Below are 22,894 nucleotides of genomic sequence, written 5' to 3'. Positions count from 1 at the left end.
TCCCGCCGTGCCCCCTCTCCGTCGATCATGAAGTTGACGGCGGGATCCGTCCTCTTTGTCCCTGTCAACTTCATGATCGACGAGGTGACGGCTGTTGCCGGGGTCTGGTAATCGTGACGGTGTGTCCGATACCGACCACCTGCCGCGCGGCGCAGCGCCGCGCGGGGAACCGGGCGCCGACCGGCGTCCGGAAACAGCCGTTGCGGCGATGGCCGTCGGCTGCGCCACGGTGAGAATGACGAGCGAGGCGGCGTCCGACATCCGCCCGTGGGACGCCGTGGAGTCTGTCGCATGAGCGGCTGGGAACTGTCCGGATACACCCCGGTCCGCCGGCTAGGCGCCGGCGCGTCGGGCAGCGTCGTGCTCGCCACCCACGACGCGACCGGCACCCCCGTCGCGATCAAGTACCTGATCCGCGACCTGGGCGAGGACTCGGCGTTCCGGACCGCGTTCCGCACCGAGGCCCGGCTCCTCGGCGAGATCGACGACCCGCACGTCAGCCGCCTCTACGAGTACGTGGAGAGCCCGCACGGCGCCGCCATCGTGATGGAACTGGTCGACGGCGTCTCACTGCGCCAGATGCTGCGCGAACACGGCCCGACCACACCCGAGGCCGCGCTCTGCGTCCTCAAGGGATCACTCGCCGGCCTGGCCGCCGCACACACCCACGGCGTCGTGCACCGCGACTACAAACCGGAGAACGTGCTGGTCACCGGCACCGGGCTGAGCAAACTCGCCGACTTCGGCATCGCCATGCCGATCGGCCAGGGCTCCGACACCACAGTGTCCGGCACGCCCCGCTACATGGCCCCCGAGCAGTGGACCGGCGCCCCGGCCGGCCCCGCGTGCGACGTCTACGCCGCCACCGCCACGTTCTTCGAGTGCCTCACCGGCCGCCCCCCGTACCAGGGACCGGACCTGCTCTCCCTGCGCGACCAGCACGCCAGCGCACCGATCCCCGCCGAGGCGGCACCCCCGCCGGTGCACGAACTGCTGCGCCACGGCATGGCCAAACGCCCCGACGAGCGCCCGCCGTCCGCCGAGGCGTTCCTGGAGCTGCTGGAACGGGTCGCCGGCACCGGCTACGGCCCGGAATGGGAGGAACGCGGGCTGCGCGAGCTGGCTCGGCGGGCATTGCTGCTGGCCGCGCTGTGGCCGTTCCCGGACCGGGCCGAGGGCGCCACCGCCGTCGCGCACACCGAACTCGGCACGACCACCACCGGCCGGGGCGGACGGTTCCGTAAGGGCCGCACCCGTACCGTCCTCGCCGCCGGTGCCCTGGCCGCCGCCGTCCTGGCCGGCGGCGCAGGCTACAGCTACGCCGCCCACGACGACACGTCCGCCGCGGGCCCGACCGGCCCGGCGAGCGCCGCGCCCGCCACCACCGGCGCACCCGTACCGGACCCGACCGGCGCCGAGACACCCAGCCCGTCACCGACACCCGGCCCGTCCACCGTGTCCGCCGCGCCGCCACCTCCCGCGCCGTCGGCCACCCCCGATCCGACGGGGACGCCGACCCGAACCGGCACACCCACCCCCAGCGCGTCGCGCACCACCAGCCCGCCGCCACCGGACGTGACAGCGCCGGTCGTGGACGGCGTGAGCGCCGACCCGGGCGAGCTGGACCCGAAGGGCTGCCCCTACGGCGCCAAGAGCAGCACCGTCACCGCCACCGTCACCGACGACCGCAGCGCCCCGGCCGCGCTCACGGTCACCTTCGGCTACACCGTCGACGGCGCCACCGGCACGATCCGGATGGCCGCCGCCGGGCGCGGCGTGTTCACCGGCACGCTCGGCCCGCTGTCCACGCCCAAGCGCAGCGCCCGCATCCCCATCCGGGTCACCGCCGCCGACGCCGCCGGCAACACGACCACCTCGACGTCACCGGTGTACGTGACGCTCTACCACGACTGCACCCCCGGCTAGGAGTACGACAGTGCCCGCTGCCCCGCACCGCAGCCCGTCCCGGGGACGGTCGGCGTGACCCGCCCCGACGAGCCCACCGAGGCGCTGCCCACCCGCGCCCTGCCGCTCACCGGCGACGCGGACGCCGCCGAGCCCACCGTTCATCTCACCCGGCCCCGAGCCGACGCCGACTCGACGGTGCCGCTCGCCGTCATGCAGGCGGAGCCGGCTGCCGAGGGTGGGGAGCCGACGACGGCACTGGTCATCGAGAGCGCGGAGCCGACCGTCCGGCTCGCCGTCGACACCCCGGCGGTGACCGGCAGGTCGGAGCCCACCGTCCACCTACCCGGGGCGAGGGCTGCCCAGCCACCCACCGCCGAACCCACAGTCCACCTGACGGCGATCCCCGGCGGGGACGACCGCACCGCAGACCTCGCCGCCTCGGCCACGGCGACACCGCCCGATGCCGAGCCGACCGTGCCCATGCGCCCAGGCCGGGCAGACGACACAGGTGAGGCGACCGTTCACTTCGTGGCGGCTCCGGACAGCAGGGCGGGGGAGCGGACAGTGAGTCTGAGTCCGGCCCTCGACGGCTCGGCGGGCGAGGCGACGGTCCAGATGCGCCCAGCACCGGGAAACGCGACCGGACAGGCCACCGTCCACCCGCGTCCGCCGGCGGAACCGCCCCAGCGCCCCGGCGCGGAACCGACCGCATCGTGGCAGCCCACCGCCTCCTGGCAGCCCACCGGCGTACCGCATCGAGGTCACACCACCGGGACGGCGGCGACCGGCGCCGGGGCGTACCCGGATCGGACCGGCCACGCGCGGGCGGTGAGTGGCGTGCCGGCCCCGGGCGGTGAGCTGCGCTTCGGGCCGGGCGTGCCGACGACGCCGCCGCCCGCGCCGCCCTGGCCCACCGCGCCGCCGATCCGGCCGCGTCCGGCCTGGCGTCGCGTCGTCTCGGTGCTGTCCACGCTGCTCACCGTGGTGCTGCTGCTGGCTGTCGGCCTCTACCTGTGGCAGCGGCTGCGCCCGCTGGAGGTCGAGGGGGTCACCGTCGCGGTGCCCCGGCCGGCCGGTGTCGCCTGCGACGTGACTGTCGACGTGGTGGCCACCGTGCGCACCAACGGGCGCGGCGGAACGATCCGGTACCAGTGGTTCCGCTCCGACGCGCCGCCCGGCGCCGTGCTCACCGAACGGGTCGGCAGCGGGCAGCAGACCGCCGCGCTCACCCTCAAGTGGACGTTCACCGGCGTCGGTACGACCACCGGCATCGCCACCGTCAACATCGTCGAACCGACGACGGCGCAGGCCAGCACCCGCGTCGTCTACCGCTGCCCCGGAGGCTGACCGCGTTTCCGCGCGCGCCCGTCCGGGTAGCCCCACCCGAACAAACCTGGACCACGCACGTGGAGGCCCTTCGATGAGAGACAACTTCGGGGACGCGGTGGGCGACGCGTTCCGTTCGGTGATGCTGTTCCTGCCCAAGGCGGTCGCGTTCGTCGCGATCCTGGTCGTCGGCTGGCTGATCGCCAAGGCCGTGCTGAAGCTCGTGGACAAGGTGCTGGAGCGGGTCCACTTCGACCGGGCCGTCGAGCGCGGCGGGATCAAGACCGCGCTGGCCCGCTCGAAGTACGACGCCAGCGACATCGTCGCGAAGCTGGCCTACTACGGGGTGCTGCTGGTGACGCTGCAGCTCGCGTTCGGCATCTGGGGCCCGAACCCCATCTCCGACCTGATCGCCGGCGTGATCGCCTGGCTGCCCCGGGCGTTCGTCGCCATCGTCATCGTGGTGGTCGCCGCGGCCATCGCCCGCGCGGTGAAGGACATCATCTCCAGCGCGCTCGGTGGCCTCTCGTACGGCCGGGTGCTGGCGAACCTCGCCTCGGTGTTCATCCTGGGCCTCGGCGTCATCGCCGCGCTCAACCAGATCGGCGTCGCCACCACCGTCACCACCCCGGTGCTGATCGCGGTGCTCGCCACCGTGGGCGGCATCCTGGTCGTCGGCGTCGGCGGCGGGCTGGTCCGGCCGATGCAGAGCCGCTGGGAGAACTGGCTGACCCGGGCCGAGGAGGAGTCGCGCACCATCGCCACGCACGCCCGCGCGTACCAGGCCGGCCGGCGCGACGTCGAGGCCCGGCTCGCCGCGACCGGCCCGTACGCGGAGTCCGAGCTGACCCAGCCGGTGAGCCGCGACGCCGAGGCGGACCGCACGCAGCCGGTGCCGGCGTACCCGGCCACCCCGTCGACCACGGCCGCCGCAAGTGAGGACCCCACCGAGCCGGTGCCGTCGCAGGCGGGCGCGGAGGCCACGCAGCACATTCCGGCGTACGCCGACTCCGAGCGCACCCAGCCGACCACGCCGCGCCAGCCGACCGCCGAGCAGGCCGCGGACAACGAGGCCACCATGGTCATTCCGCAGGCCGACGTGGAGAAGTTCCGCCGCTGACCCGAACAGCGGAGACGAACCGGGGCGGGACCACACGGTCCCGCCCCGAATTCGTGCCCGCCGGGGGACCACCCGGGCGCCTCGCGGCGGATAGGATCCCGGCATGACCTGGCGATGTTGATGCCTTCCTGAGCGACGAGGCCGCGGGCCGCCGCGGACGCCGTGCATTCCGACCGGTGTCCGTCACGTCCCGTGGGAAGGTTCCATGCTCGTCGCTCCTGCCCGCGTACCAGCGACCCGCCGCCTGGCGGCGACGCTCTACGGGTACGCGTTCCTCACCGACCTCGTCCTGCTCTACCCGCTCTACGTGCTGCTGTTCGCCGACACCGGGTTGTCGGTCGGGCAGATCTCCTCGCTGTTCGTGCTCTGGGCGGCCGCCGGCATCGTGCTGGAGGTGCCCTCCGGCGTGTGGGCCGACGCGGTGTCGCGCCGCCTGCTGCTCTGCCTCGCGCCGCTGCTGGCCGCCGCCGGGTTCGCGCTCTGGGTGCTGCTGCCGTCGTATCCGGCGTTCGCCGTGGGCTTCCTGCTCTGGGGTGCCGGCGGCGCACTGCGCTCCGGCGCGCTGGAGGCGCTCGTCTTCACCGAGTTGGAACGCCTCGGCGCGGCCGACCGGTACGCCCGGCTGATCGGCCGGACCCGCACCGCCGAGGTGCTCGGCGCGGTCGGATCAGGGGTGCTCGCCGGGCCGGTGTTCGCGCTCGGCGGCTACCTCGCTGTCGGCGCGGCGAGCGTGGTCACGTGCCTGCTGGCGGCTGCCGTCGCGGCCCGCTTCCCGGAGCACCGCCAGCCGCCGGCCGCGCCTGTCCCGAGCGCGGGTGACGACGAGCCCGGCTGGCTGGACAGCCTGCGCCTGGGCCTGCGCGAGGTGCGGGCCGACCGCCGCGTCCGCGCCGCCGTGCTGCTGGTCGCGGCGGTCACAGCGATCTGGGGTGGGCTGGACGAGTACACCGGGCTGCTGGCCGCCGACACCGGCATGGCCGAGGTCGGCGTACCGCTGCTGCTCCTGCTGGTGTGGGCCGGGATGACTGTGGGCGGGCTGCTCGCGCCGCTGGGCGAGCGGCTGTCCCACAGCGGGTACGCCGGACTGCTCGTGTTCGCGGCCGCGGCGACGGCGGCCGGGGCGCTGCTGCGGCACCCGGCGGGGTTCGTGCTGCTGGCTGCGGCGTTCGCCGCGTTCCAGCTGGCCACCGTGCTCGCCGACGTGCGGCTCCAGGCCCGGATCACCGGGTCGGCGCGGGCCACCGTCACCTCGCTCGCCGGAATGGCCACCGACCTGACCATCGTCGCCTTCTACGCCGGGTACGGGCTGCTCGCCGGTGCGATGGGCAACCCGGCTGCCTTCGCGGTCGCGGTGCTGCCGTACCTGCTGGTGGCGCTCTGGCTGCTCACCGGTCGAGCATGAATCGCCAGAAAAGGGACCAATGGTCGCGTTCGCGGCCTAGCGTTGGTCCGGAAATTCGGCGACCCCGGGGGACGATCGCGGTGACGTTGGAAGCAGAGCGCACACTGCGCGACGAGGACCTGACCGGGCTGGCGGACCTGGCCGCCCAGCTGCGGGTGGACGCGATCAGGTGCAGCACGATGGCCGGCTCCGGGCACCCCACGTCCAGCCTCTCCGCCGCCGACCTGCTCGCCGTGCTCGTCGCCCGGCACCTGCGCTACGACTGGTCCTACCCGGGCAACCCCGGCAACGACCACCTGATCTTCTCCAAGGGGCACGCCTCCCCGCTGCTGTACGCGGTGTTCCGGGCCACCGGCGCGATCAGCGAGCAGGAGCTGCTGGAGACGTACCGGCGATCCGGGTCGCGCCTGCAGGGCCACCCCACGCCGGTGCTGCCCTGGGTGGACGTCGCCACCGGCTCGCTCGGGCAGGGCCTGCCGGTCGGCGTCGGGGTGGCGCTCGCCGCCCAGTACCTGGACCGGTCGCCCGCCCACGTCTGGGTGCTCTGCGGCGACAGCGAGACCGCCGAGGGCTCGGTGTGGGAGGCGCTGGACAAGGCCGGCCACTACGGGCTGCGCAACCTCACCACCATCGTGGACGTCAACCGGTTCGGCCAGCGCGGCCCCACCGAACTGGAGTGGGACCTGGACACCTACCGGCGGCGCGTCGAGGCGTTCGGCTGCCGGGCGATCGTGGTCGACGGCCACGACCCGGGCGCGATCGACGAGGCGTACGGGCAGGCACGCGACGCCACCGGGCCGACAGTGGTGCTGGCCCGCACGGTCAAGGGCAAGGGCGTGCCCGAGGTGGAGAACAACCCGACCTGGCACGGCAAGCCGTTCGACCCGGAGCTGGCCGAGCGCGCCGTGCGGGCGCTCGGCGGCCCCCGGCGCATCCGGGTCGCCGGACCGAAGCCACCGCCCGCGCCCCGGGCCGCCGCGCCGGAGATCCGGCAACCGGAACTGCCGACGTACGAGCGCGGCGCGAAGGTCGCCACCCGGGACGCGTACGGCGACGCGCTGCGCGCCCTCGGCGCGGCCCGGCCCGACGTGGTCGCGCTCGACGGCGAGGTCAGCGACTCCACCCGGGCGGAGCGCTTCGCCACCGCGTACCCGGACCGGTTCTTCCAGATGTTCATCGCCGAGCAGCAGCTCGCCGCCGCGGCGGTGGGCCTGGCGGTGCGCGGCTACCGGCCGTTCGCGGCTACGTTCGCCGCGTTCTGGTCCCGGGCGTACGACTTCATCCGGATGGCGGGCGTCTCCCGGGCCGACATCGCGCTCGTCGGCTCGCACGCCGGGGTGGAGATCGGCCCGGACGGCCCGTCCCAGATGGGGCTGGAGGACATCGCCGCGCTGCGGGCGGTGCCCGGCTCCACGGTGCTGTGCCCGGCCGACGCGGTCTCCTGCGCGGCCCTCGTCGCCCAGATGCCCGACCAGCCGGGCGTCAGCTACCTGCGGACGACGCGCGGCGCGTACCCGGTGCTCTACGACGACGCCGCGCCGTTCCCGATCGGCGGCAGCCGGATGCTGCGCGACGGCGGGGACGTGGCGCTGCTCGGCACCGGCGTCACGGTGCACCTCTGCCTCGCCGCCGCCGACGAACTGACCCGCGAGGGCATCGACGCCCGGGTGATCGACCTGTACTCGATCAAACCGGTGGACCGGCAGCGCCTGGCCGAGACCGTCGTGGAGACCGGCGGGCGGCTGGTGGTGGTCGAGGACCACTACCCGGAGGGCGGGCTGGGCTCCGCGGTGCTGGAGGCGCTCGCCGACCTGGGCGAACCGGCCCGGGTCAACCACCTGGCGGTACGCGGGCTGCCCGGCTCCGGCACCCCCGCCCAGCAGCTCGACCGGGCCGGCATCGGCGTCGGCGCGATCGTCTCGGCGGCGCGGGCCCTGGCCTGAGCCGTACCGCCGCGGCCCGCGGCACGGCGGTGTTTGCCGGGACCGGCGGCGGGTAGCCACGCTGCCGTTGCGACGGGAGGACAGACGATGGCCGAACCGGAGTTCTACGCGCGGGTCTCCGCCCGTGCCGGCGTGCCGGTGGAGACGGCCCGCGCGCTGACCGAGGCGACACTGCGCACGCTCGCCGAACGGATCAGCGGCGGCGAGGCCGACGACCTGTCCGCGCACGTCGCGCACGAGCTGCGTCCGCTGCTGGCACGCGCCCGCGTCGAAGACCCCGAGGTCTTCGGGTACGACGAATTCCTGCGCCGGGTCGCCGAGCGCTCCGGCGCCACACCGTCCGACGCCGAGCGCGGCGCCCGGGCGGTGTTGCAGGCGCTGCACCGGGTGATCGGGCCGGCCCAGTTCAACCGGGCGCTGTCCCAGCTGCCCCGGGAGATCGCCGAGCTGGCCCAGCCCGCCCCACGCCCCGCCTAGGCAAAAGGAAGGGCCCCTTATTAACGCCTCCGGTAGAGGAAGGGCCCCTTGTTAACACCCGCCGCCACGGGCCGCCAGCGTCGGCGCCGGGGGAGGCGTCACTCGGGCAGCGCGTCCAGGTAGACCCAGCGGCCGTCCTCGCGGGCGAAGCGGCTGTGCTCGGCCAGGACGCCCGCCTGCCCGCCCTCGCGGTAGTGCGCCCGGAACCGCACCGTCCCGGCGCTGTCGAACAGGCCGCCCTGACCGGTCTCCACGATCTCCAGCCGGGTCCAGCGGGTGCCCGGGTCCAGCTCCAGCCGCTCAGGGCGGGTGGTGGAGTGCCAGCTGTGCCGCAGGTAGGCCGCGTCTCCGAGCGCGAACGCGCTGAACCGGGACCGCATCAGCGCCTCCGCTGTCGCCGCCGTCGCCTCGCCCCGGTGCACCGGGGCGCAGCAGTCCGCGTACGGCCGGCCGGTGCCGCACGGGCAGGCCGCCGGACGTTCACCCGTGCCCTCGCGCGCCTTCCGTCTCGCCACCCGGCGATTCTCTCCCACACCACGACCGCCCTCGCCGCCGGTAGGCCGGGGAATCCCGGACGGGACAGGATGAGAGGGCGCACTGTTCGATGGCGAGGAGGGTCGAGAGGGGCAGTCGCCGGCGAGGCGGCTGAGGCCACCAGCGTCGGCTGACCGACCTCGTATAGTCGCCTCCATGATCACTCGTGGGGCCACGGTCGACGCCACCACCGGCGGTTCCGGCGTCCGGAACCTCCGCGACGCAGGCGGCGTCGGGTCGTTGCGCCGTGGGGTCCTGTATCGCTCTGGCGCCCTGCATCTCCTGACGCCCGAGGGTGCCCGGGAGCTGGAGGAGCTCGGGCTACGCACGGTCATCGACCTCCGCAGCATCCGAGAGGTGGCCGACCGGCCGGACCGGTGTGCGGGTCTCGGCGTCGAGCACTGCCACTTTCCGGTGTTCACCGAGCAGAGCTGGCCGGACGACCAGGTGGCGCTGTACCCGTACATGGCTGAGCAGGCGGGTCGTGCCACCGTCGCGATCATCCGGCAGCTCATCACCCCTGGTGCACTACCTGCCCTGGTCCACTGCGCCTCCGGCAAGGACCGCACCGGAGTCGTCGTCGCCGTCATCCAGACTCTCCTGAATGCTTCCGATGCGGAGGTCACCCAGGACTTCCTGCGTTCGAACGCCGCTCTGGACCTCACCGGATCGCCGGCCGGCGCGGCGATCGGCCACGGCACCCGCCCGGTGACCGCAGCGCACCTGCTTCATGCCATGGTGTGGATCCGCAGCCATCACGGCTCGGTCTCCGCCTATCTCCAGGCTGCCGGCGCCACCGAGGCCGAACTGGAGGCCCTGCGGGGGGTGCTTGCCTGACACGGTCGTGCCACCGGCTGGTACCGCACGTCTTCGCATTCGCTGCGCCCGCGAGGCAGCCGCAGGCGCTACGCTCCCCGGACCATGAGCGTGAGCCCGACTCAGCGTGTCCTCGACCCGGATCAGGTCCGCCGCCACCTCACCGCCTCGTTCGGATCCGGCGCCGAGGTGGCCGGCTGCGGGCCGCTGACCGGTGGCGGCTTCGCCGCCGTCTGGTGGGTACGCCTCACCGACGGCCGCGAGGTGGTGCTCAAGGTCGGTCCGGCGCCGCACGTGCCGCTGCTGCGCTACGAGCGGGACATGATCGGCGCGGAGGCGCACTACCTGCGCCTGGTGGCCGACCGCGCACCAGCAGTGCCCACCCCGGCGCTGCTGCACCACGGCACCGACCCCGACCTCGGCGACTGGCTGCTCATGGCGCGGCTACCAGGTCGTACCCTCTGGGACCTGAGCCGGGCCGGCGCGGACGTCGGGCCGCTGCGCGCGGAGTTCGGCCGCGCGCTCGCCGCGCTGCACGGCGTCACCGGCGAGCGGTACGGCTACGACGGCGACCGGGCCTCCGGGGCGACGTGGCGGGACGCCTACACGGCCATGGTGGACGACATGCTCGCCGACGCCGCGGACTGGGCGGTGCCGCTGCCGGCGCCCGCCGCCCGGATCCGGGAGCTGGTGGCGCGGCACGCGGAAGTGCTCGACGCGGTACGCCGCCCGGCGCTGCTGCACTTCGACGGCTGGGCCGGAAACGTGCTGGCAGTGGACGGGCCGGACGGCACGCCCCGGCTCACCGGCCTGGTCGACGGCGAGCGGTACCTGTGGGGCGACCCGCTGATGGACCTCGTGTCGCCGCTGCTGTTCCGCCGCGCCGAGGACGAGCCGGACGACCCGCTGGTACGTGCCTACCGGGCGGCGGCGCCGTTCCCGTTCGACGCCGGGGCGCGGCGGCGGCTGGGGCTCTACCGGCTGTACCTCTACCTGCTGATGACTGTCGAGATGCCCAGCCGGAACATCACCGCCGACAACGACCCGGGCCGGGTGGAGCTGCTGGCGGAACTCCTCGGCGCGGAACTGGCCGACCTGGCGGACTGAGCGCAGGCTCACCGGGTCGCGGTGGCGAAGACGACGATGTTGTCCGGGTAGCTGCCGGTCCGCGGGTCGAACCGCCCGCCGCACGTGATCAACCGCAGCCGCGCCGCCGCGTCGCCGCCGTAGACGCGCGCGGTGGGGAAGCGCTCCTTCGGGTACGCCCCGACGCCGTCCACAGTGAACGTCGCGGTCCGGCCGTCGGCGCGCAGCACGCGAATGGTGTCGCCGCTGCGCAGCCGCCCGAGGTCGAAGAAGACCGCCGGGCCGTGCTGCGAGTCGACGTGCCCGACGAGCACCGCGTTGCCGGCCTGGCCGGGTGCGGGACCGGGGTGGTACCAGCCGGTGACCTCCGGGCGTTCCAGCGGCGGCACCTCCAGCGCGCCGTCCGCGTCGGTGGCGACCGGGACGATCTCGGCGTCGACGCCGATGCGGGGGATGGTGACCCGGACCGGCGTGGACCGGGGGAGTGCCGGGCCGGCCGTACCCGGTCGTTCGGTGGCGGGCGCGGCGGAGACGCCGGGCTGCGGTGGTGCCGCCGACGTGGTGCCGAGCCCGGCCGAGACCAGGCCGGCGCCCGCGGCGGCGGCGACCGTGAGAGCGGTGACCACGGCGGCGGTGCGCAGTCGCGACCGGCCGCCGTGCGGCGACGAGGCCAGCATCCCACCTCCGTCCGACAGGGACGCGGCGCCCGCGCCGGATGCTCCGGCGCGGGCGGACCGCTCGGCGAGCCGGTCAGGCGGCGGCGTCCGCGCGGCGCCGGCGGATGACCGCGTACGCGCCTCCGGCGAGCGCCCCGGCGGCCAGCACGCCACCGGCGATCAGCACTCCGGTGTCGCCGTCGCGTCCGCCGCCACCGGCCTGCGCGCCGCCGATCGGGGTGACGGTGAACGTGGCGCTGCCGCCGTCGCTGCCGTCGCCGCACGTGGTGGCGACCGTGTACGTGCCGAGCGTGAACCCGGCGGTGAACAGTTCGGCGCTCAGGCCACCGCCCGCGGCGGCCGTGGTGGACCGGACGTTCTGGTCCCGGTCCGGGCCGGTGACCCGGAAGATCGCGTCACCGGCGTTCGGGTTGCACGTCGTGGTCAGCACGACGGTGCCGCCGACCGGGGTGGTGGCGGGTGAGACTCTGGTGTCCGCCAGCGCGGCGGCCGGGAGCAGCAGTGCGCCGAGGCCCACGCCGAACGCCGCCGATCCGAGAAATGACTGTGCCTTCATCCGCGTCTTCCCTCACTTTTCGTCCGCTGTAGGCGTGGGACGTCGTTCGGGTGGCCAACTCCGTGACGAGCACCGGTGTGGCCAACACTAGGAGGGTTGCGGCGGTCACTGGGGGTAATTGAGAAATCTTCGTTGCCGTCCGGTGTGCTCCCTGCCGCCACGACACGGCGGACATGCCGGGCCAGCCCGGACGGCGAACCGTCCCGGTTCGCCGCGTCTGGGGTCTGGTGTCCCGTTCGCGACTACCGGACCGGCGGCTCCGGCCGGACCAGCCCGGTGTCGTACGCGAGCACCACCGCCTGGATGCGGTCGCGCAGGCCCAGCTTGGTGAGGATCGCCGAGACGTGGGTCTTCACGGTGGCGGTGCTCAGGTGCAGCCGGGCGGCGATCTCCGCATTGGACAGTGCCCGCGCGGTGAGCGTCAGCACCTCCCGCTCGCGGGCGGTCAGCACGGCGAGCACGTCGCCGGCGGGCGCGGGCGCGGGCAGCCGGTCGGCGTACCGGTCCAGCAGCCGCCGGGTCACTGTGGGCGCGAGCAGGGCCTCGCCCCGGGCCACCACGCGTACCGCCTCGGCGAGGTCGGCCGGACGGGTGTCCTTGAGCAGGAACGCACTCGCCCCGGCGCGCAGCGCGGCGTAGACGTGTTCGTCCAGGTCGAACGTGGTCAGCATGACCACCCGGGCCGGGTTGCCGGCGGCCACCAGGTCCCGGGTGGCGGCGATGCCGTCGCGCCGGGGCATCCGCACGTCCATGAGCACCACGTCCGGTCGGGTCCGCGTCGCCACCGCGACCGCCTCGACACCGTCGGCCGCCTCCCCGACGACGCTCAGGTCGGGCCGCGCGTCGAGGACGGTACGCAGCCCGGCGCGGATCAGCTCCTGGTCGTCGGCGACCACCACCCGCACGGTCACCGGCCCGCCCCGACCGGCAGTCGCGCGTGGACCCGGAACCCGCCGGCCGACAGCGGGCCGGCGTCGAGCGTGCCGCCGAGCAGCCGGGCCCGCTCCCGCATGCCGACGATGCCGCGCCCGGTGGGCGTACCGGGCCGGCGGGCGGGCGCCGGGCCGTCGTTCACGACCTCCAGCCGCAGTACGCCGTCGCGATAGTGGACGTCCACGTCGGCGCGGGTGGCGTGCCCGTGGCGCAGCGCGTTCGTCAGTGACTCCTGCACGATCCGGTACGCCGACAGCTGTACCCCGCCGGGTAGCGCCTCGCCGTCGCCCTCCCGGTGCAGCGTCACCGGAAGGCCGACCGCCCGGACCGCGTCGGCGAGCGCGTCGAGCTGCGCCAGCCCCGGCTGTGGCCCGCCCTGCTCGGACCCGTCGTCGACGGCGAGCGCGTGCAGCATGGACCGTAGTTCGGTCAGCGCCGACCGGGCTGCCGTGTCGATCGCGGCGAGCGCGGCGCGGGCCTGCGCCGGGTGCTCGTCGAACACGTCCTCGGCGGCGGCGGCCTGGACGGCGATGACCGCGACGTGGTGCGCCACCACGTCGTGCAGTTCTCGGGAGATGCGTTCCCGCTCGGCCGCCAGCACCTGCCGTTCCCACGCGCAGCGCCGTTGCGCCTGGCCCCGTTGCAGCTCGCCGAGCGTCCAGCTCAGGGCCAGCGCGGTCACCGCCAGCAGCAGGTCCCGCCAGCCGCCGGTGACCAGCTTCCACGGCGTGGGCGCCAGCAGCAGCCCGAGCGCGACGAGCGAGTACCGGGGCGGGCGCAGCCGGGCCACGTACGCCATCGGCACCGCGACCAGGCCGAGCCAGCCGAGCTGCGGGCAGAGCGCCTCCAGGCCGACGCCTGCCAGCGCGGCGACGGTGAGGGCGTACCCCGGGTGGCGCCGGATCCACAGCAGACAGCTCGCCTGCGCCACAGCGAGGCCGACCGCGACGGCGGTCGCGCCGGGCGTGTCCGGGCCGGCGTCGGAGGCCAGCAGCGCGAGCAGGCACACGGCGATGCTCACGGTGGCGATGCCGCCGTCGAGCAGCAGCAGGAACCGGGACCGGGACGCGCACCTCATGTCCGGATGCTAGGCCGCCGGTCCACCGCTTCTCATCGGTCGCCAGACGGAGATCCGGGCCGGTGGTCGTTCGGGCGACGGAGCCGGGAACCGCTCCGCAGCCCGATCCGCGCGGCGGCCGCCGGACCTAGCGTTTCCGGCAGTCGTCCCGATGTGGAGGAGTCACCGATGGAGACCACGATCCCGACAGTCACCGCCCGCCCGAACCGCCGCCGGGACCGCCTGCTCACGGTGTTCGCGGCGACCGCCGCCGCGCTGCTGGGCTGGGTGGTCGCGGTACCGGTCGCGGGGGTGGAGCTGATCGCGCGCAGCGGCTCTACGGACCAGCGGGTGACGCCGGTGGCCGTGGTGGTGAGCACGCTGCTCGCCGGGCTGGCCGGCTGGGCGCTGCTGGCCCTGCTGGAACGGCTCACCGCCCGTGCCCGCACCGTCTGGACGGTGGTCGCGGGCCTCGTGCTGCTGGTGTCCCTGCTCGGGCCGCTGGGCGGGGGAGTGGGGAGTGCGGCGACGCTGACGCTGGTGGCGTTGCACCTGGTCGCAGGCGCGGTGCTGATCACCGGCCTGCGCCGGACCGCCGCCCGCTGACGGCCGGGCGATCCGCTGACGGGTCCGGACCGCCGCGACGGGGGCAGGCGGCCCGGACCATCAGAACTAGCCTCCTAGGATGCCCTACGCGATGTGGACGCCGAAATTCCTCCGCCACCGATGTCGAGAACGCAACGCCGGCTTCGTCCCCGGAGTGAACGCGGCCAGAATGGGTCGCACCCTCCACGAGGAGACACTCATGAAGTACCTGCTCCTGAAGCACTACCGCGGCGGCCCGACCCCGGTGTCCGACATGCCGATGATCGACAAGTGGACGCCGGAGGAGATCTCCGCGCACGTGCACTACATGCAGGAATTCGCGGCGAAGCTGCAGGAGAGCGGCGAGTACGTCGACGGCCAGGCGCTCGCCCCGGAGGGCACGTTCGTCCGCTACGACGGCGAGGGACGCCCGCCGGTCACCGACGGCCCGTTCGCCGAGACGAAGGACCTCATCGCCGGCTGGATGGTGATCGACGTGGACAGCTACGAGCGCGCGCTCGAACTGGCCGCCGAGCTGTCGGCCGCGCCGGGGCAGGGCGGCAAGCCGATCCACGAGTGGCTGGAGCTGCGCCCGTTCCTGACCGCGCCGCCCACCATCACGGAGTGATCCGTCCGATGGACGAGGTCGCACTCCGCAGCCTCATCCCGGGCGTGCTCGGTGTCCTCGTCCGCCGCGGAGCCGACTTCGCGGCGGCCGAGGACGCCGTGCAGGACGCGCTCATCGAGGCGCTGCGCGTCTGGCCGGCCGACCAGCCCCGCGATCCGCGGGGCTGGCTGGTGACCGTGGCCTGGCGGCGGTTCCTGGACGTGGTCCGTGCCGACGCCGCCCGGCGCCGGCGCGAGGACCTCGTGGACGAGGAACCGCCGCCCGGCCCGGTGCCGGCGGTCGACGACACGCTGCGGCTCTACTTCCTCTGCGCGCATCCGTCGCTGAGCCCGTCGTCGGCCGTCGCGTTGACGCTGCGCGCCGTCGGCGGGCTCACCACCCGGCAGATCGCGCAGGCGTACCTGGTGCCGGAGGCCACCATGGCGCAGCGGATCAGCCGGGCCAAGCGCACCGTGTCCGGGGTGCGGTTCGATCAGCCCGGTGACGTCGCCACCGTGCTGCGCGTGCTGTACCTGGTGTTCAACGAGGGCTACTCCGGCGACGTGGACCTGGCCGCCGAGGCGATCCGGCTCACCCGGCAGCTCGCCGCCGCGATCGACCACCCCGAGGTGGCCGGGCTGCTCGCGCTCATGCTGCTGCACCACGCCCGCCGGGCCGGGCGGACCGCGCCGGACGGCAGCCTGGTGCCGCTGGCTGAGCAGGACCGCGGCCGGTGGGACACCACGCTGATAGCCGAGGGCGTGAGCATCCTCCAGACCGCCCTGTCCCGCGACCGGCTGGGCGAGTTCCAGGCCCAGGCCGCCGTCGCGGCGCTGCACGCCGACGCGCGTACGGCGGCCGAGACCGACTGGGTGCAGATCGTCGAGTGGTACGACGAACTCGTCCGCCTGACCGGCAGCCCGATCGCCCGGCTCAACCGGGCGGTGGCGGTCGGCGAGGCGGACGGCCCGCGCGCCGGGCTGGCGGCGCTCGCGGCGCTCGACGACTCGCTGCCCCGGTACACGGCGGTGGCCGCGTAACTGCACGAACGCGACGGCGACCCGGACCGGGCGGCCCGGCTGTACGCGGAGGCGGCCCGCCGCGCGTCCAGCCTGGCCGAACGCGACCACCTGAACCGGCAGGCGGCCCGCCTCAACACCCGCCGCCCCGGATAAACCGGTCGGCGGCGCGCGTCGCCGCTGGTAGGTTGCCTCGCCGTGACGGGGGAACGGCTCGGCGGGCGCTTCGCCCGACTGTGGACGGCGAGCACGCTGTCCGCGCTGGGTAGCGGGACGGCGACGGTGGCCGCGCCGCTGTACGTGGCGTCGATCACCGACGATCCGCTGGTGGTGTCGGCCGGGGCGGCGGTGTCGTGGCTGCCGTGGCTGCTGTTCGCGCTGCCCGGCGGCGTCCTGGCGGACCGGGTGGACCGGCGGCGGCTGATGGTGCTCATCGACTGGGTACGCGTCGGCGCGCTCGCGGTACTCGCCGCGGCGATGCTGGCCGACCGGGCCGGGATCGCGCTGCTCTACGCGGTGCTGTTCGTGGTGAACACCGGCGAGGTGGTGTTCCGGACCGCCGCGCAGGCGGTGCTGCCGGCGGTGGTGCCGCGCTCCCTGCTGGAACGCGCCAACGGCTGGCTGGGCGGCGGCACCCAGGTGATGCAGAACATGATCGCCGGCCCGCTCGGCGGGTTCCTGTTCGTGCTGGCGGCGTCGCTGCCGTTCGCCCTCAACGCCGGCACGTACGCGCTCAGCGCCGTCCTGGTGGGGTTGCTCGCCGGGACGTACCGGGGCGGGCCGGCGCCGGAGGAGCGGCGCTCGGTGCGGGCGGAGGTCGCGGAGGGGTTCCGCTGGCTGTGGGGGCAGCGGCTGCTGCGCACCATGACCGTGCTGATCGGCCTGCTGAACGTCACGCTCACCGCGGCCGTGGCGGTGCTGGTTCTGCTCGCCACCGAGCGGCTCGGTCTCGGCTCGGTCGGCTACGGCGCGTTGTTCACCTGCATGGCGGTCGGCGGGGTGCTCGGCTCGCTGGTGGGGGACCGGCTGATCGCCGCCATCACACCCACCTGGACGGTGCGGACCGGGCTGCTGGTCGAGGCGGGACTGCACCTGGCGCTCGCCGCGTCCCGCAGCGCGGCCGTGGTCGGGTTCGCGCTGTTCGCGTTCGGGGCGCACAGCGCGCTGTGGAACATCGTGGCGAACTCGCTGCGGCAGCGCCTCACCCCGCCCGCGTTGATGGGCCGGGTCGGCAGCACCACGTTGTTCGTCGCGGCGGGCGGCAACTGCGTCGGCGCGCTGCTCGGCGGCGTGGTGGCGGCCCGGTTCGGCATCACCGCGCCGTACTGGGTGGGTTTCGTGGTGGCGGTCGCGGTGATCGCCGCGACGTGGCGGGTCTTCGACCGGGCGACGGTGGCCGCCGCCTACGCCGAGCCGGCCCCGCAGAAGCCCGCGCCGGTGGCCTGAGCGCGGGTCGGCCGGTGGCCGCCTCCGCCGATGTGGCAGCGTGGCCGGATGCACGCATCCTTCCCGGTCGACGTCGACCTCGCGCTGGTCGGCGGCGGCGGCGCCGCGTCCCTGGTCCTGGCCGCGCTGGACCGCCACGACGTGACCGGGCTGCGGGTCGCGGTGGTCGACCCGGTGCACAAACGCGGCCAGGACCGCACCTGGGCGTTCTGGGGCCTGCCCGGCGACGACCTCGACCCGATACTGAGCGCGAGCTGGTCGCAGGTCGACGTGGTCACGCCGGCCGGCCGCCGTGTCCTGTCGCTCGACCCCCTGCGGTACGCCATGCTCCGCTCCGCCCCGGTCTACGACCGGGCTGCCGAGGCCGAGCGGCGGCTGGACGCGGTCCGGATCAGCGTCCCGGCGGGGGAGCTGCACGACGACGGTGAGCGGGTCACGGTCCGCGACCCGGACGGGCGGGACCTGGTGCAGGCCGGGTGGGTGCTGGACTCGCGGCCCCGGCGGCCGAAGCGGCCGGGGCGGACCAGCTGGTTGCAGCACTTCCGTGGGTGGTGGCTGGCCGCCGACCGGCCGACGTTCGACCCGGAGCGGGCGGTGCTGATGGACTTCCGCACTCCGCAGCCGGCGCGCGGGGTGTCCTTCGGGTACGTGCTGCCGGTCGACGACCGGTTCGCGCTCGTCGAGTACACCGAGTTCGGGCCGGCCCTGCTCGACGACGCGGGCTACGACGCGGCGCTGCGCGGGTACGCGGACCTGCTCGGCCTGGACCTGACCGCACTGCGGGTGCGGGAGGTCGAGGACGGCGTGATCCCGATGACCGACGGGCCGTTCGAGTCCCGCCCGAGCCCGCGCGTGGTGCGGCTGGGCACCGCCGGTGGGGCGACGCGCCCGTCCACCGGATTCACGTTCTCGGCGATGCTGCGCCAGGCCGACCAGGTGGCCCGGGCGCTCGCCGCCGGCCGCCCGCCGGTGCCGGCGCCCGCGTACCCGGGCCGGCACCTGTGGATGGACGCGGTGGCGCTGCGCGCGCTGGACCGGGGACACGTCGGCGGCGTGGAGTTCTTCGAGCGGCTGTTCGACCGCAACCCGCCGGAACGGGTGCTGCGGTTCCTCGACGGCGTGACCAGCCCGGCCGAGGATCTGGCGGTGATGCGGTCCAGCCCGCTGCTGCCGATGACCGGCGCGGTGCTCGGCGACGCGGCCGGCCGGCTGCGGGCCCGCCTGCGGCGCTAGCCTCGGTGGCCGGTCGCCGCGGCGACGCGGTCGCGCACCAGCGTCCGCAGTTGCTCCATCGGGTCGCCGTCGCCCGCGCCGAGCCGGTTGCGCACCGCCGCCACCGTCAACCCCAGTTCCGGGTACGCGAACGCGAGGCTGCCGCCGCTACCGGCGGTGCCGAACGATCCGTCGTCGTCGACCGCGTACCCGAGCCCGAACGTGCTCTCCTGCCCGAACACCCACTCCTGCGCGCGTACCGCCGGGGCGGACACCTCCCGCATCCGCTCGGCGGAGATCAGCCGTACCCCGTCGACCGGACCGAGCAGCGCCGCGTACATCCGGGCCACCGCGCGGGCGCTCATCGTGCCGACCGACGGCACGTCGGCGCGCAGCACGTCGGGGCGGGAGCCGATGACGGTGTCCGGGCGCACCGCGGGCGGGGCGACCGCGTCGAAGTGCGGCAGGTTGACCCCGGCCCAGGTCATCAGCGCGGACAGGCCGGCGTCCTCCAGCCGGGCCAGGCGGGGCAGGTCCGCCTCCGGTACGCCGAGGAACAGTTCCCGGTCCACGCCGAGCGGCCCGGCCACCTCCTCGGCGAGCACCTGCGACACCGGGGCGCCGGTGACCCGCCTGATCACCTCGCCGAGCAGCCAGCCCCACGTCCAGGCGTGGTACGCGAGCCGCTCGCCCGGTGCCCACAGCGGCCGCGCGTCGGCGAGCAGCTCGCACATGCGCGTCCAGTCGGTGAAGTCCTCCGGCGTGACGTCGGCCGGCAGCGCGGGCAGACCGGCGGTGTGGGTGAGCACGTGCCGCAGCGTGATGCCGTCCTTGCCGTGCCGGGCGAACTCCGGCCACACCCGCGCCAGCGGCAGGTCGTAGTCGAGCCGTCCCCGCTCGGCCAGCACGTGCACCACTGTGGCGGTGAGGCCCTTGCCGGTGGAGACCGCGTGCACGGGCGTGTCGGCCGTCATCGGCCGGCCGGTGGTGGTGTCGGCGAGCCCGGCCTGTTCGGCGACGATCGCGACCCCGTCCAGGTAGGCGGCCACCTGCACACCGGCCTCCCGCCCGGAGGAGACCAGCTCGCCGATCGTCGCCCGTACCTCGGCCCGCAGGCCATCCCACCGCGTGTCCACGATCCCGCAGCGTGCCAGACCATGGCATCGACGTCGTCCGCATTTCGGGGGACGGCGACGGCGGCCGGCGGTGCTCTACCGGCCGGCCGGCGTCGGCGTACTGCCGGTGGTGCCCTGGGTGGGCAGCGGGATGGAGTCGCCGGTCAGCAGCCGGGCGCGTAGCGCGTCGATCGTCTCCTGGCCGACGCCGAGCCGGCCGGTCACGTACCCGTGCACCGAACCGTGGGCGGCCCGCAGCTCGGCCAGCACCAGCCGGATGATCTCGGCCGGCGCCCGCCCGTACGCGGGCCAGCCCGGCGTGGCGCCGCCGTTGCGGTCCCGCCACTCGGCGACCAGGCGGTCGGTGGCCTGCTCGGTGAGCGCGAAGTCCGCTGCGATCTGGTCCTCGTCGACGCCGAGCAGGGACAGCACCAGCGCGGCGAGCAGTCCGGTGCGGTCCTTGCCGGACGCGCAGTGGAACACCAGCGGGTGCTCGCCGTCCGCGATCACCTCGATCGCCTGGCGCAGCTCGGCCACGCCGTCCTCGGCCACCTCGGCGTACCGGTCGGCCAGGTAGCGCCACGGGTCCACGTCGGGGTCGATGTCGGCCTGCACGTACGGCCGGTGTTCGATGCTCAGGTTGTGCCAGGTGACGCCGAGGCTCTCCGGGGCCCGGCCGCGGTCGGCGATCTCCCACGGGTACCGCAGGTCGATCACGGTGCGGACGCCGAGCGCCGCGAACCGTTCCAGATCCTCACCGGCGAGCTTGGCCAGCGAGTCGGAGCGGTAGAGGCGGCCCCGGGCGACGGTGCGGCCGTCGCCGGTCCGCCAGCCACCGAGGTCACGGAAGTTGCAGAGCGTGGCGAAGTCCGGGGGAGTGGTCACACCGGCACGCTAGCCGGGCGCGGCGGGTCGGGTGGTCCCGCGTGCTCGCGTACCCGGTAGGTTGCCGGGCATGGCGGAGGCGGAGACCGGCCGGGTCGTGGAGATCTGGACCGACGGCGCGTGCAGCGGCAATCCCGGGCCCGGCGGGTGGGGTGCGGTGCTGCGCTGGGGCGGGCACGAGCGGGAGCTGTGCGGCGGCGAGGCCACCCCGACCACCAACAACCGGATGGAGCTGACCGCCGCGATCCGGGCGCTGGAGAGCCTCACCCGACCGGTGACGGTACGGCTGCACACCGACAGCACGTACGTGCGCAACGGCATCACCGGCTGGCTGAACGCGTGGAAGCGCAACGGCTGGCTGACCGCGGCGAAGCAGCCGGTCAAGAACGCCGACCTGTGGCAGGCGCTGGAGGCGGCGTGCGCCAGGCACGACGTGACGTGGCTGTGGGTGAAGGGCCACAACGGGCACCCGGAGAACGAGCGCGCCGACGCGCTGGCGAACCGGGGCATGACCGAGGCGCGGAGCGGCGCGGCGGCCGCCCCGCGTACGGCTCAGCGCAGCGGCCGGCCCTCCTCGATCTCCTCCGGCTCCTCGGACGGGTCGCCGGTGCCGGAGACCGCATCGACGTCGTAACCGGCGCGGCTGACCTCCCGTGCCGAGCGCCGGTCCTCGGCGGGCAGGTCGGCGAAGTCGTCACCGGTGTCGTCGGTGGTGTGCAGGGATTCGCCCGGCGGGCGCAGGGACGCCTCGTACGCGGTCGCGCCGTCGGGTTCGTCGCCGGCCGCGCGGCCGAAGGACTCTTCACTGGTCATGTCGCACTCCTGCCCGCAGCGGGTGACGGCAAACGTTCAGCGGGCGGCGTCCCGTCCGCGGGCCGCGTCCGGGTGGGTCGGCATCGAGGAGCCGCCCGAGCTGCTGCCGGAGGCGCCGCCCGCCATGCCGGATCCGTCGTCCTCGGTCACCTCGTCCGGTTTCGGCGCACCGGGAGCGGGGGCCGGCACGTCGGTGTCCGCGGCCGTCTGCACCAGCGGCACCTGCCCGGCCTCGTCCTCGGCGTGCGCCGGGTCGACCGGCTCCTCACCGTCGCGTGCCCGACACCCCACCGGTGGCCCTCCCGTCGGTCAACAGTCGTCCGCGCCGCCTACCCCACCCCACCCCCACCAAACGCGGCCCCGGCCCGTCTCGCGGTGATCAAGGAGTTCGTGTCCCGATCCGGCCCCGAACCGGACACAAACTCCTTGATCACCGCGGTGCGGGTGCGGGCGCGGGCGCTGATGCGTGGGCGGGCCGGGTTCAGCGTGAGCGGGGTCGACGGCGTGAGCGGGGAGGCGTCAGCGGGGTCGGGGGCGGCGCTGGCGCGGCTGGGGGCGAGTCGGGGTCAGCGTCAGGGACCAGTGGGATGGGCGGCGTAGGCCCGGCGGCAGCACCGTGCGGTGGTCGCCGCGTGCGGCGTCGAGCTGAGACTGGTGCGTGAACAGGCACTCGCCCAGGTCCGCGCCGCGCAGGTCGGCCCCGCGCAGGTCCGCGCCGGTCAGGTCGGCGGCGCCGAGGCGTACGCCCCGCAGGTCGGCCCCGATCAGGCAGGCGCCGCGCAGGTTCGCCCCGGTCAGCGGGGTACGGCGCAGGTCCACCCCGATCAGCATCGCGCCCCGGCGGTCCGGGCCGGCCCGCCCGGCGCGGGCCTGTTCGGCGGCGCGGGACAGCAGCCGGTTGGCGCGGTCCCGGTGCGCGTCGACGTCGAGGGCGAGCAGGTCGTCGGGGGTGCCGTCGGTGAGCCGGCCGGTCTCGTCGAGCGCGGCGGTCAGGTCGTCGCGCAGCGGGCCGGGCGGGGTCAGGCGTACCGCCTCGGTCAGGTACCACAGCAGCTCGTGCAGCGGCCGAAGTACGGCGAAGCTGTCGAACATCCGCTGGGCGGTGGCCGGGTCGGCCCGCCAGTCGCGGCCGGCAAACGTGTGCTGGGTGAGGTGCTGACCGGCGCCGAAGCAGTCGAACACGGTGCAGCCGGGGAAGCCGCGTTGCCGCAGCTCGGTGTGGATGCCGCAGCGGAAGTCGGCGCCCAGGTTCGGGCAGGGCCGCCCGGCGGGCTTGTCGATGGCGAAGTCGGCCGACGCGGTGAACGCGGGAGCGACGCAGCACACCCCGGCGCAGCGCGAGCAGTCCGCCCGCAACTCCCGCCCGCCGCCCCCGCC

At 74.9% G+C, this 22,894-nt stretch carries 23 protein-coding genes and 1 pseudogene; 14 read left to right on the top strand and 10 right to left on the bottom strand.

The genetic code is table 11. The annotated features are described in order from the left end of the window. Window positions 1-291 precede the first annotated feature (291 nt). From IF06_RS0121695 to IF06_RS0121670, 6 genes are all read left to right on the top strand, one after another. Complete coding sequence (locus tag IF06_RS0121695) at window positions 292-1,926, top strand: serine/threonine-protein kinase (RefSeq protein ID WP_030273191.1); 1,635 nt, start codon at window positions 292-294, stop codon at window positions 1,924-1,926. A 54-nt stretch (window positions 1,927-1,980) separates the two neighbouring features. Then, window positions 1,981-3,255: a hypothetical protein gene (locus tag IF06_RS0121690; protein ID WP_030273187.1), complete on the top strand. Its 1,275-nt coding sequence runs from the start codon at window positions 1,981-1,983 to the stop codon at window positions 3,253-3,255. A gap of 73 nt (window positions 3,256-3,328) precedes the next feature. Beyond that, window positions 3,329-4,354: a mechanosensitive ion channel family protein gene (locus tag IF06_RS0121685; RefSeq protein WP_030273185.1), complete on the top strand. Its 1,026-nt coding sequence runs from the start codon at window positions 3,329-3,331 to the stop codon at window positions 4,352-4,354. A 205-nt stretch (window positions 4,355-4,559) separates the two neighbouring features. Continuing rightward, window positions 4,560-5,756: an MFS transporter gene (locus tag IF06_RS0121680; RefSeq protein ID WP_036311294.1), complete on the top strand. Its 1,197-nt coding sequence runs from the start codon at window positions 4,560-4,562 to the stop codon at window positions 5,754-5,756. Window positions 5,757-5,836: 80 nt separating this feature from the next. Next, entirely contained in the window at window positions 5,837-7,699 is a 1,863-nt protein-coding gene (locus IF06_RS0121675) for a transketolase (RefSeq protein WP_052166204.1), read from the top strand. A gap of 87 nt (window positions 7,700-7,786) precedes the next feature. Continuing rightward, window positions 7,787-8,176 carry a DUF2267 domain-containing protein gene (locus IF06_RS0121670; protein ID WP_030273179.1) on the top strand — a complete coding sequence of 130 codons (390 nt, stop codon included), beginning with the start codon at window positions 7,787-7,789 and terminating at the stop codon, window positions 8,174-8,176. A gap of 98 nt (window positions 8,177-8,274) precedes the next feature. Here the strand turns inward: IF06_RS0121670 and IF06_RS0121665 are convergent, their stop codons facing one another. Continuing rightward, a complete protein-coding gene (locus tag IF06_RS0121665; protein WP_030273177.1) occupies window positions 8,275-8,691 on the bottom strand; it encodes a YchJ family protein in 417 nt (138 codons plus the stop codon). 175 nt (window positions 8,692-8,866) lie between these two features. Here IF06_RS0121665 and IF06_RS0121660 point away from each other — a divergent pair, with 175 nt between their 5' ends. Next, complete coding sequence (locus IF06_RS0121660) at window positions 8,867-9,547, top strand: tyrosine-protein phosphatase (protein WP_030273174.1); 681 nt, start codon at window positions 8,867-8,869, stop codon at window positions 9,545-9,547. 84 nt (window positions 9,548-9,631) lie between these two features. Further along, entirely contained in the window at window positions 9,632-10,633 is a 1,002-nt protein-coding gene (locus IF06_RS0121655; RefSeq protein ID WP_030273173.1) for a phosphotransferase family protein, read from the top strand. Between the two features lie 8 nt (window positions 10,634-10,641). Here IF06_RS0121655 and IF06_RS0121650 read toward each other — a convergent pair whose 3' ends face one another. From IF06_RS0121650 to IF06_RS0121635, 4 genes are all read right to left on the bottom strand, one after another. Further along, a complete protein-coding gene (locus IF06_RS0121650) occupies window positions 10,642-11,289 on the bottom strand; it encodes a class F sortase (RefSeq protein ID WP_013286445.1) in 648 nt (215 codons plus the stop codon). A 73-nt stretch (window positions 11,290-11,362) separates the two neighbouring features. Beyond that, window positions 11,363-11,845, bottom strand: coding sequence for a hypothetical protein (locus tag IF06_RS0121645; protein ID WP_013286444.1), 483 nt, complete (start codon window positions 11,843-11,845; stop codon window positions 11,363-11,365). A 242-nt stretch (window positions 11,846-12,087) separates the two neighbouring features. Further along, the gene (locus IF06_RS0121640; protein WP_013286443.1) at window positions 12,088-12,756 is read right to left on the bottom strand and encodes a response regulator; all 669 of its coding nucleotides are present in this window, start codon (window positions 12,754-12,756) and stop codon (window positions 12,088-12,090) included. Beyond that, a complete protein-coding gene (locus IF06_RS0121635; RefSeq protein ID WP_030273170.1) occupies window positions 12,753-13,856 on the bottom strand; it encodes a sensor histidine kinase in 1,104 nt (367 codons plus the stop codon). The genes IF06_RS0121640 and IF06_RS0121635 overlap by 4 nt, the downstream gene beginning before the upstream one ends. A 168-nt stretch (window positions 13,857-14,024) precedes the next feature. Between IF06_RS0121635 and IF06_RS0121630 the strand changes: the two genes are divergently transcribed. The 5 genes and pseudogenes from IF06_RS0121630 to IF06_RS0121610 all read left to right on the top strand — a co-directional run bounded on the left by IF06_RS0121630 (window position 14,025) and on the right by IF06_RS0121610 (window position 18,725). Further along, window positions 14,025-14,441 (top strand): DUF6069 family protein, encoded by a 417-nt coding sequence (locus IF06_RS0121630; protein WP_013476710.1) that lies wholly within the window; start codon window positions 14,025-14,027, stop codon window positions 14,439-14,441. Window positions 14,442-14,610: 169 nt separating this feature from the next. Further along, on the top strand, window positions 14,611-15,048 hold the full coding sequence (locus IF06_RS0121625) for a YciI family protein (protein WP_047893363.1): 438 nt from the start codon (window positions 14,611-14,613) through the stop codon (window positions 15,046-15,048). 8 nt (window positions 15,049-15,056) lie between these two features. Then, window positions 15,057-16,202: pseudogene (locus tag IF06_RS32270) on the top strand (RNA polymerase sigma factor). Window positions 16,203-16,244: 42 nt separating this feature from the next. Then, window positions 16,245-17,492 carry an MFS transporter gene (locus IF06_RS0121615; protein WP_013286438.1) on the top strand — a complete coding sequence of 416 codons (1,248 nt, stop codon included), beginning with the start codon at window positions 16,245-16,247 and terminating at the stop codon, window positions 17,490-17,492. A 48-nt stretch (window positions 17,493-17,540) separates the two neighbouring features. Then, the gene (locus IF06_RS0121610; RefSeq protein WP_030273168.1) at window positions 17,541-18,725 is read left to right on the top strand and encodes a lycopene cyclase family protein; all 1,185 of its coding nucleotides are present in this window, start codon (window positions 17,541-17,543) and stop codon (window positions 18,723-18,725) included. On the opposite strand, the gene IF06_RS0121605 is transcribed toward IF06_RS0121610, so the two are convergent. Beyond that, a complete protein-coding gene (locus IF06_RS0121605) occupies window positions 18,722-19,840 on the bottom strand; it encodes a serine hydrolase domain-containing protein (protein ID WP_030273166.1) in 1,119 nt (372 codons plus the stop codon). The genes IF06_RS0121610 and IF06_RS0121605 overlap by 4 nt on opposite strands. Window positions 19,841-19,915: 75 nt before the next feature. After that, complete coding sequence (locus IF06_RS0121600; RefSeq protein ID WP_030273164.1) at window positions 19,916-20,704, bottom strand: tyrosine-protein phosphatase; 789 nt, start codon at window positions 20,702-20,704, stop codon at window positions 19,916-19,918. A gap of 70 nt (window positions 20,705-20,774) precedes the next feature. Here IF06_RS0121600 and rnhA point away from each other — a divergent pair, with 70 nt between their 5' ends. Continuing rightward, on the top strand, window positions 20,775-21,338 hold the full coding sequence (rnhA, locus tag IF06_RS0121595) for a ribonuclease HI (RefSeq protein WP_013286434.1): 564 nt from the start codon (window positions 20,775-20,777) through the stop codon (window positions 21,336-21,338). Here the strand turns inward: rnhA and IF06_RS0121590 are convergent. The 3 genes from IF06_RS0121590 to IF06_RS0121580 all read right to left on the bottom strand — a co-directional run. Further along, a complete protein-coding gene (locus IF06_RS0121590; protein WP_013286433.1) occupies window positions 21,257-21,517 on the bottom strand; it encodes a hypothetical protein in 261 nt (86 codons plus the stop codon). The genes rnhA and IF06_RS0121590 overlap by 82 nt on opposite strands. 36 nt (window positions 21,518-21,553) lie before the next feature. Beyond that, window positions 21,554-21,808 (bottom strand): hypothetical protein, encoded by a 255-nt coding sequence (locus tag IF06_RS0121585; protein WP_030273161.1) that lies wholly within the window; start codon window positions 21,806-21,808, stop codon window positions 21,554-21,556. Between the two features lie 228 nt (window positions 21,809-22,036). Further along, the coding region (locus IF06_RS0121580; protein ID WP_036311283.1) for a pentapeptide repeat-containing protein at window positions 22,037-22,894 on the bottom strand (858 nt) is incomplete at its 5' end.

It is taken from the genome of Micromonospora globosa (genome assembly GCF_000717585.1).
Taxonomy (GTDB): domain Bacteria; phylum Actinomycetota; class Actinomycetes; order Mycobacteriales; family Micromonosporaceae; genus Micromonospora; species Micromonospora aurantiaca.
The sequence above is the reverse complement of the archived record's forward strand: the minus strand, read 5'-3'. Positions and strand labels throughout refer to the sequence as shown.

Bases quoted from the DNA above. Each gene is read 5' to 3' on its own strand.
- IF06_RS0121670 (WP_030273179.1), top strand. From the start codon at position 7,787: ATGGCCGAACCGGAGTTCTACGCGCGGGTCTCCGCCCGTGCCGGCGTG.
- IF06_RS0121625 (WP_047893363.1), top strand. From the start codon at position 14,611: ATGGGTCGCACCCTCCACGAGGAGACACTCATGAAGTACCTGCTCCTG.
- IF06_RS0121685 (WP_030273185.1), top strand. From the start codon at position 3,329: ATGAGAGACAACTTCGGGGACGCGGTGGGCGACGCGTTCCGTTCGGTG.
- IF06_RS0121610 (WP_030273168.1), top strand. From the start codon at position 17,541: ATGCACGCATCCTTCCCGGTCGACGTCGACCTCGCGCTGGTCGGCGGC.
- IF06_RS0121650 (WP_013286445.1), bottom strand. From the start codon at position 11,289: ATGCTGGCCTCGTCGCCGCACGGCGGCCGGTCGCGACTGCGCACCGCC.
- IF06_RS0121630 (WP_013476710.1), top strand. From the start codon at position 14,025: ATGGAGACCACGATCCCGACAGTCACCGCCCGCCCGAACCGCCGCCGG.
- rnhA (WP_013286434.1), top strand. From the start codon at position 20,775: ATGGCGGAGGCGGAGACCGGCCGGGTCGTGGAGATCTGGACCGACGGC.
- IF06_RS0121590 (WP_013286433.1), bottom strand. From the start codon at position 21,517: ATGACCAGTGAAGAGTCCTTCGGCCGCGCGGCCGGCGACGAACCCGAC.
- IF06_RS0121645 (WP_013286444.1), bottom strand. From the start codon at position 11,845: ATGAAGGCACAGTCATTTCTCGGATCGGCGGCGTTCGGCGTGGGCCTC.
- IF06_RS0121660 (WP_030273174.1), top strand. From the start codon at position 8,867: ATGATCACTCGTGGGGCCACGGTCGACGCCACCACCGGCGGTTCCGGC.
- IF06_RS0121695 (WP_030273191.1), top strand. From the start codon at position 292: ATGAGCGGCTGGGAACTGTCCGGATACACCCCGGTCCGCCGGCTAGGC.
- IF06_RS0121680 (WP_036311294.1), top strand. From the start codon at position 4,560: ATGCTCGTCGCTCCTGCCCGCGTACCAGCGACCCGCCGCCTGGCGGCG.
- IF06_RS0121655 (WP_030273173.1), top strand. From the start codon at position 9,632: ATGAGCGTGAGCCCGACTCAGCGTGTCCTCGACCCGGATCAGGTCCGC.
- IF06_RS0121635 (WP_030273170.1), bottom strand. From the start codon at position 13,856: ATGAGGTGCGCGTCCCGGTCCCGGTTCCTGCTGCTGCTCGACGGCGGC.